Source organism: Chamaesiphon sp. VAR_48_metabat_403, assembly GCF_031422475.1.
GTDB lineage: Bacteria > Cyanobacteriota > Cyanobacteriia > Cyanobacteriales > Chamaesiphonaceae > Chamaesiphon.
Window position 1 is genome coordinate 1 of the sequence record NZ_JANPLS010000196.1, and the last position, 7766, is coordinate 7766.

The window sequence follows — 7766 nt, forward strand, 5'->3', positions numbered from 1 at the left end:
CATGTCGCTCTAATTGTTGTTCCTCCCAAACAAAATATTCTTCGGGGGTGAATCGTAGAAAATTATCTTTTACAGCAATCATTGAATTTAGTCCTCAAATTTATTATATCTACTTAGTTATCGTGCTATTTATTTAATGCCGAGCTAAATTACTGGATGTGTCAAGAAAATCAATTTACTAAATCTCCCATCCTTGTTTTTCGATTAACTCGATCGATAGGTCGTTAATAGCCGCTAAATTAGGATGACGGGGTAAACTAGAACTGTCGTAAGCGCGATCGAGTTCTGCTACCAAATTATCGGCAATTGCGGTAACTTGTTCGTAAGTAAAGTCACCATGTAAAATTGCCTTGAGTTCGTCAGCATCGCCCACATCCTGTCGATCGACAAACACCTCGCCAGATTGTAAAATCTCTAAGCCGCTGCGTAATAGTCGAATACAATGCATCGCATGTTTGAGATCGAAACCCGACTGTCTTTCCATCCCCGCGCGGGCGGGATTGCGATTAGTTTTCCATGACTGGTAAGCATTCCACTCCCGTAAGGCATTTTGATACTGTTGGCTTTTTTGGAGCAGTTTGATAAAATCGCCGCGACTATTGGTGAGGTTTTGGGTGTATTCTAAAACATCATCTGTCAGATGGTGCTGTTTTAATAACCCTTTATAATCGATCTCGCCAGTTAGTAGTTGATGCAGTTCTTGAGCTTCTGATAAATATTCAATTTTGCCACGCACTAGCGCATATAGATATTCTAGAAAAGCGTGTAATTCTTCCCTGCTCAATGGACGTTCTGCACTCAGACCGAAATGTTCGGGTAGTGGTTTTTCTTGAGGTGGATTTAACAACCACTTCCGATGAGATTCAATCTTTTTGATTTGGGCAAATGCATAACCAGAATAGGTATGTTTGACTCGCTTGCTGAGAAACATCTTTCGATGTTCGATCAAATATTCGCCAACTTCAGTTTTGACCGGATACTGCTTGAGCCAGAGTAATTCTAGAATATTAGGATTGGCTCCTGCCAATAGCTGCACGAATTTTTTCAGCTCGTAAATTACGGTGTCTTTTTCACCAGTCAGAAAATCAAAGATCCCTGGCTCGGTATCCCAGCCGCCATCTTTTTGCTCGACTTTATCCAAGCCCAAATAGTACTTTTTACCTGCAATAAATACCCCCCGATAATCGAGATCGGATTCGGGGCGACTCAATCCATAACCGTGACTACCAGCCAAGCCAATTAAGATCGTGCGTTGTTCGACTTCTAGACGTTGCATCGGTAATAGAGATTAAAGAGTAGAGATGTTGTGGGGACAGCCGAAATGATTGGCTATCGGCTCGACTTGCTTATTAATTGCTCTTTGACTTTGGCATAAGCTAGCAAAGGCAAGGGTTTTCCATGTCCGGGATGAATATATTTCGGCTCTAATGCCATCAAGTTTAAAGCACTCTCCACCAATCGATCGCGATCTGGTGTAAAGAACGATAAATTAGCTCTGGGACAACCAAAATCACTAACTAAAGTATCTCCTGATAATAGATCGCCTGTATCCTCGTTGTATAAAGCTAAACTTCCTGGAGTATGCCCTGGTGCGGCAATCGCGCGCCATTGTGTACCAAAGAGTTTTTGTCCGACGGAAAGAGAGCGAATCCCTGAAAATGAGGGGTTACCAAATAGCAGCCGTTCGGCTGCTAGCATAATCTTGCCTGCGGTGCCTCCGTAGCCAGAATGTGGTACCTCCCCCATCAAAATTGGAACTTCTGGTGCTAAAGCATATACAGGGACTCCACACTTCTGCAATGCCATTGCCGTGCCCACATGGTCGATGTGAAAATGAGTAACCACTACACCTGCTAATTGTGCTGGTGTAAGTCCTACCTGACGCAACGATTTTACCAACCACCCGAACATGCCAGGTGCAGCACTATCGACTAAAACTGGCCCTTGAGGCGTGGATATCAGGTAAACATTTATCTGATTAAACCACGTTAATCGTTTGAAGGTTTGCGTCATCATCTACATTTTCCAAAATGTCGTCACGATCGAAGATAAAATTTATGTTATTTTGGCCGCCTGATGTAAAATTAAGCGATTCCCGTCGGGGTCGTAGGCGTAAATTTCGCGACCGTGGGAGGCTGTGGTAATCTTGCCGCATGGGGAATAACCGATTTGGGATAGTTTGTCGATCGAGTCTTCTAAATTAGCTACTTCCAGACAGATACTCATCCCACTCTGACTAGGATGCCCAAATTCGTCGCGATTGGTAGACTTGGGGCAAAAAATTCCCAACTGTAGCCCAGCTATCGAAAATTCTGCATAAACAGTGGGAACATATCGATCGGGAGCAGATCCTAAAAACTGGGTGTAGAAGTCTACTACCACATCGAAATTAACACTGGCGATCGTCACAAAAGCAGCAGTAACCATAAATATCACGAAAAAACTCTCAATTCTCGACCGAATGCGTGCATTCGACCGTCAGTGCCGATCCCTAAATTTCTAATCTTTAATCCCTAATTTAGGTGTTGACCTACTCACAAATGGGTTTATAATTGCTACGCTTGGGGAACTATATCATATACACAAAAGACAACTCGCACATATACAGTGTAACCACATTGGGCGAGATGGCTGGGGAGAAATTTGTAACTTTATGGAATTGGCAAGGCGCATTAGCAAGATCGAACCATCCGTTACCCTCGCCATTTCCGCTCTGGCGAAGGCGATGCAGCAAGATGGCAAAGATGTCTGTAGTTTCAGTACGGGGGAACCCGATTTCGATACTCCCACGCATATTAAAGATGCTGCGAAACAGGCATTAGATCGCGGTATTACCAAGTATGGCGCAGCCGCAGGCGAACCACTATTAAGGCAAGCGATCGCGACTAAATTGCGCCGAGATAATCGGTTAAAATACGATCCTGCCAATATTTTAGTTACCAATGGGGGCAAACATTCCCTCTATAACCTAATGGTGGCGTTAATTAATCCCGGTGATGAGGTAATTATTCCCGCCCCGTATTGGTTGAGCTATCCCGAAATGGTGCGCTTGGCAGATGGTACGCCCGTAATTGTGCCCACCGATAGCAGCACCGATTATAAAATTACGCCAGCAGCTCTCGATGCTGCAATTACGCCCAAAACGAAGTTGTTCGTACTTAATTCTCCCTCCAATCCTTCGGGCGTTGTTTATACCCCGACAGAGTTACAGGCATTAGCAAAGGTAATTGTCGATCGCGATATCCTGGTTGTATCGGATGAGATTTACGAAAAAATTATTTACGATGGTGTCGAGCAAGTCAGCATCGGTAGCTTTGGCGAAGAGATATTTAACCGGACGATTATTAGTAATGGCTTTGCCAAAGCCTATGCGATGACGGGTTGGCGGATTGGTTATTTAGCCGCGCCAGTCGCGCTGATTCAAGCCGCTAGTGCCCTGCAAGGGCATAGTACTTCAAATGTCTGTACTTTCGCTCAATACGGCGCGATCGCAGCTCTAGAAGGCTCTCAGGACTGTGTGGAGAACATGCGTCAAGCATTTGCCCTGCGACGACAGGCAATTTTAGAGCGGCTCCAGGCAATTCCTGGTTTAAGTTGTGCCAAGCCAGATGGCGCGTTTTATATCTTTGTGAATATTGCCAATACCAATCTCAAATCGTTAGATTTTTGCCAGCAATTACTCGAACAGCAGCAAGTAGCCACAATTCCCGGATTGCCCTTTGGGGCAGACGACCACATCCGCATTTCTTATGCGACAGATATGGTCACGATCGATAAAGGCATGGACAGATTAGATAAGTTTATCCGATCGCGCCTTCAGTAGTCTTTGCTTGCATGGAGACAATTTATCGAGATGGGGTGGAAATCTTGAGGCGATTCTCCAGCAGGAGACGCTATGGGAACCTCACTTGCTAGTTAATTAGCCCAGGGATCGAGGAAAAACTAACTCATTCACACTCGTTCGCGTAGCGTAGGTGAAGCCTAATCGACTTAGGGATCGACTCTGGATATTAATCCACAAAAACCTTAAATAGTTGTGGAATTTTTTATTAAGAATTTAAAATAGTGCGATCTCGCGGCGATAAAAGTCGTAGACCGGGGTATTTTAAAGAATATAGCTGCTGCGTATCGATCTACAGCAGCCCGATCGCCATCAAATCGATCGCCAGCCAGATATAATAGGAAGAACTTTCGATCGTGCAAGCACAACGCGCAGGCTACGCTTTAGCGTAGCATCTGGATCTGGAGAAAATTGTCAGATCCCAGATTCGATCTCTAAATTCCACCATACTTTTAATTTTAATTGCCCATAGCATCTCGATCCGGTGCTACTACGTAGCCGCAACCACTCACCTAGCAAAGGCAAGGTTGCCTTCTACCGAGTCAATTACCAATGGGGAAGTCAACTAGTAGCGATGAAAATTTTAGTTCTAATTTGGGAATTTCCGCCGCGCCTCGTGGGAGGTATCGCTCGTCATGGAGCTGAATTATATCCAGAGCTGGTGAAATTAGGTCATGAAATTCACCTAATTACCGTAGAGTTCTCTCAAGCACCAGCCAAAGAAATTATCGAAGGCATCTACGTTCACCGCGTCCCCGTGGGATTCAGCCAAGATATCTTTAACTGGATTGGCAATATGAATCAGAGTATGAGCAAATACTGTACGAAACTAGTCGAAATATCTCAAGACTTCGACCTGATTCACGCTCATGATTGGATGGTAGCAGATACAGCCATCGCTTTGAGCGAAAATTTTCAAATCCCGATCGTTGCCACCATTCATGCAACTGAATTCGGACGGCATAATGGCATCCACAACCCCAGTAGCGAACACGTTCACGCCCAAGAAACCCGCCTAGTGGAAGCTGCCGCTCAAACGATCGTATGCAGTCAATACATGCAGCAAGAAGTCGGACAAATTCTCCGCTGTCCCTGGGAAAGAATTAGCATTATTTATAATGGCATTCGTCCTGAAAAAAAACAACGCCCCAAAGATTTTAACTTCTGGAATTTTCGCCGTAGGTTTGCTGCCGATCACGAGCAAATTGTCTATTATGTGGGTAGGATGACCTATGAAAAAGGCATCTTTGTGTTATTAAATGCCGCACCCAAAGTCTTATGGGAACTCGGCGGTAATGCTAAATTTATTTTCATCGGCGGCGGAAATACCGACGGTTTAAAACAACAAGCTTGGGATTTAGGCATCTGGGAAAAATGTTTTTTTACAGGCTTTATGTCTGACGAGCATTTAGATAAATTCCAAACCGTCGCTGATTGTGCGGTATTTCCCAGCCTGTACGAACCATTTGGAATTGTCGCTCTAGAAAGTTTTGCCGCTAGGGTACCAGTTGTCGTTTCTGACGCTGGGGGGTTAGCCGAAGTAGTTAGGCATACGAAAACTGGGATAGTTACCTGGAAATGGGATTGCAATTCCCTCGCTTGGGGAATATTAGAAGTACTCAAAAACCCTGGTTATGCCAAATGGTTGACAGATAATGCCTACGATGAACTCGGCAAACGCTTTAATTGGCCGAAACTAGCAGTACAAACGGAGACTGTTTATTACAATGCGCTGGTTAAAACCAAGCAATCGGTTAAGTATTAGGTTTTAGGCTTTAGGTTTTAGGCGGCTCGATATAGTTTCTTTTTTAAAAAATAGTCATCAGAGATTATTTATTATGCTAAATTGGCTTAACAGAGAACTTAGTACTCACGCTCCAATGGTTGGCGTACTTGCGGTATTCGCATTCATATTGGGTGCAGGTCTGAGTTATAACTTTGTCAGAAATTTTGATGTAAATGACAACGGTACCCGATCGCCTGAAGTACAATTGGATTGAGATCGGCTGTTGTAAATAAACAAAGAACATGGCGGACAAATGCAATATTCTTTGTTTATCTATCTCCGATTATCTCAGTATCTGTAAAACTAAGATTTCTGTCTATTAGGACTGGGGCCGTATTTATTTGCTTCTGGGTTACCAGCTTCAATTGCGAAGATTAAGCCTACAATCGGTACGATACACCACCAGCCACTACGACCAGTATCGTGCATTCTCCTAATAGCGACACCAATGCCGGGAAGTAAAACTGCCAAACTGTAAATATTCCCTAACACAGTTTGATCTGTTTTGGTGACACCACTGAGGATACCCAGCAAGAATCCCAAAGCAATGCTGACAAGAATATTGAATAGGGTAAACATCCAATATTCTTGTCTGCTGGCACGCCCATCAAACACGGCATAATTTTTCAAGACTTTAATATACCATTCCATATTACACCTACAAATTTTGAGTTTCGATCGAATTTAGCAAAGAAAAGTCTTTGTCTTAAATTTAAGCTATGTTATCACAGTGCCGCGTCCCGATTCTGAAACCGAGCAATTAAACTTCACAACGCTCGATCCTTTTCGTTTAAATTGTTGGCTGGTAAGTCTTTGAAGTGTTCGAGATAATCGCCAGAACATCATTCCACCGATCGATGAGATCGCGGTTAACGGTCTGAAGATCGGTATCCATCCCCTCAAAGTAGACGCTTCTTCATTCCCCTATTCCCCCCGCTCGGTAATTTGAACTATCGTAAATTAACCCGTTAAGGTAAGCGCAGAGCCGGATTCGTCAGATATCGAATAGTGAGGTTTACTAAGGTATTGGAATTTTCGAGTTAAATCGATCGCACCTCGATCGGCACATTTGCGATCGCTCCAATGTGAAAAGATTATCGAAAGATTAAGTAGTAATTAAGAAAAACTTAAAAAATAACGATCGCCAGACATCTCAAGAAAGCGCGATCGTTTTTATACAGCATCCATTGGCAATTAACAGTTTACTAGAGACTTAACCGATCGATATTCACAGCAATAGCAAGATCGCTGTACCGAATTTGCGTTTATTCAAGTTCCTCATCTTAACAATAAACTATGAGTATAGTTAGTGGCACAAATATTCGCTTCGCTCAGTTTAATGCTTCTTTAAATCGTAACGCTGACGGTCAACTGATTAACGACCTATCGAATCCAGTAATTCTTGACACTAGAGCGATCGGTGCGGCTGACAATCCCAATCGCAATCAGGCATTACGGGTTCAGCAAGCTAAAAATGCTGCTGAAATCATTCAACGCAATAATCCTGATGTGTTGTTGATTAATGAGTTTGATTTTAATACAGGTAATCCCGCTAAAGCTGTCGAACTATTTATTAATAATTTTCTGAAAGTCGGACAGAATGGGACTAGTCCGGTAGATTATAAATATTTTTATATCGCGCCCAGTAATACGGGCATCCCATCGGGTTTCGACCTCAATAATAATGGCAGTATCGTTACCACGCTGACTGATGGAATCGGCGATAACGGTTACGGCGACGACTCATTTGGGTTTGGTAACTTCCCCGGTCAATTTGGGATGGTGGTGCTGTCTAAGTATGAAATCGATACGGCAAATGTAAGGACTTTTCAGAATTTTCTCTGGAAAGATATGCCGGGTAGTTTACTCACCAACGATCCGACGATCGATAATCCCGCTACGCCAGTTAATGAAAACCTCAAGGGTTTCTACTCGCCAGCAGAAATCGAGCAATTGCGGTTATCTTCCAAGAGCCATTGGGACGTACCGATTAAGGTTAATGGCGAAACAGTTCACGCGCTGGTCAGTCACCCCACGCCGCCTGTTTTTGATGGCACTGAAGACCGAAATGGTAAGCGAAATGCTGATGAAATTCGCTTCTGGGCGGATTATGTTTCGCCAGGTCAAGGTGGCTATATT

At 43.7% G+C, this 7766-nt stretch carries 8 protein-coding genes; 4 read left to right on the forward strand and 4 right to left on the reverse strand.

Annotated elements, in window-relative coordinates:
* Positions 1-178 precede the first annotated feature (178 nt).
* Genes RMO79_RS09345 through RMO79_RS09355 form a run of 3 tightly spaced genes read right to left on the reverse strand, consistent with a single transcriptional unit; the run spans position 179 to position 2427 of the window.
* Entirely contained in the window at positions 179-1276 is a 1098-nt protein-coding gene (locus tag RMO79_RS09345) for a DNA polymerase beta superfamily protein (protein ID WP_310482854.1), read from the reverse strand.
* A gap of 53 nt (positions 1277-1329) precedes the next feature.
* Complete coding sequence (locus RMO79_RS09350; RefSeq protein ID WP_310482855.1) at positions 1330-2016, reverse strand: MBL fold metallo-hydrolase; 687 nt, start codon at positions 2014-2016, stop codon at positions 1330-1332.
* A 39-nt stretch (positions 2017-2055) separates the two neighbouring features.
* Positions 2056-2427: a VOC family protein gene (locus RMO79_RS09355; RefSeq protein ID WP_310482856.1), complete on the reverse strand. Its 372-nt coding sequence runs from the start codon at positions 2425-2427 to the stop codon at positions 2056-2058.
* A 226-nt stretch (positions 2428-2653) separates the two neighbouring features.
* On the opposite strand from RMO79_RS09355, the gene RMO79_RS09360 reads away from it, so the two are divergent.
* From RMO79_RS09360 to RMO79_RS09370, 3 genes are all read left to right on the forward strand, one after another.
* Complete coding sequence (locus RMO79_RS09360; protein ID WP_310482858.1) at positions 2654-3823, forward strand: pyridoxal phosphate-dependent aminotransferase; 1170 nt, start codon at positions 2654-2656, stop codon at positions 3821-3823.
* Between the two features lie 592 nt (positions 3824-4415).
* On the forward strand, positions 4416-5606 hold the full coding sequence (locus tag RMO79_RS09365) for a glycosyltransferase family 4 protein (protein ID WP_396136561.1): 1191 nt from the start codon (positions 4416-4418) through the stop codon (positions 5604-5606).
* A 73-nt stretch (positions 5607-5679) separates the two neighbouring features.
* Positions 5680-5841 carry a hypothetical protein gene (locus tag RMO79_RS09370; protein ID WP_310482861.1) on the forward strand — a complete coding sequence of 54 codons (162 nt, stop codon included), beginning with the start codon at positions 5680-5682 and terminating at the stop codon, positions 5839-5841.
* A gap of 89 nt (positions 5842-5930) precedes the next feature.
* On the opposite strand, the gene RMO79_RS09375 is transcribed toward RMO79_RS09370, so the two are convergent.
* Complete coding sequence (locus RMO79_RS09375) at positions 5931-6278, reverse strand: DUF805 domain-containing protein (RefSeq protein ID WP_310482862.1); 348 nt, start codon at positions 6276-6278, stop codon at positions 5931-5933.
* 645 nt (positions 6279-6923) lie between these two features.
* Here RMO79_RS09375 and RMO79_RS09380 point away from each other — a divergent pair.
* Positions 6924-7766: endonuclease/exonuclease/phosphatase family protein (locus RMO79_RS09380; RefSeq protein ID WP_310482863.1), on the forward strand; the 843-nt coding region annotated here is incomplete at its 3' end.

What these genes read in the sequence shown, in the direction of transcription:
- RMO79_RS09355 (WP_310482856.1), bottom strand. Translation starts at nt 2,427, where the DNA reads ATGGTTACTGCTGCTTTTGTGACGATCGCCAGTGTTAATTTCGATGTG.
- RMO79_RS09365 (WP_396136561.1), top strand. Translation starts at nt 4,416, where the DNA reads ATGAAAATTTTAGTTCTAATTTGGGAATTTCCGCCGCGCCTCGTGGGA.
- RMO79_RS09360 (WP_310482858.1), top strand. Translation starts at nt 2,654, where the DNA reads ATGGAATTGGCAAGGCGCATTAGCAAGATCGAACCATCCGTTACCCTC.
- RMO79_RS09375 (WP_310482862.1), bottom strand. Translation starts at nt 6,278, where the DNA reads ATGGAATGGTATATTAAAGTCTTGAAAAATTATGCCGTGTTTGATGGG.
- RMO79_RS09345 (WP_310482854.1), bottom strand. Translation starts at nt 1,276, where the DNA reads ATGCAACGTCTAGAAGTCGAACAACGCACGATCTTAATTGGCTTGGCT.
- RMO79_RS09350 (WP_310482855.1), bottom strand. Translation starts at nt 2,016, where the DNA reads ATGATGACGCAAACCTTCAAACGATTAACGTGGTTTAATCAGATAAAT.
- RMO79_RS09370 (WP_310482861.1), top strand. Translation starts at nt 5,680, where the DNA reads ATGCTAAATTGGCTTAACAGAGAACTTAGTACTCACGCTCCAATGGTT.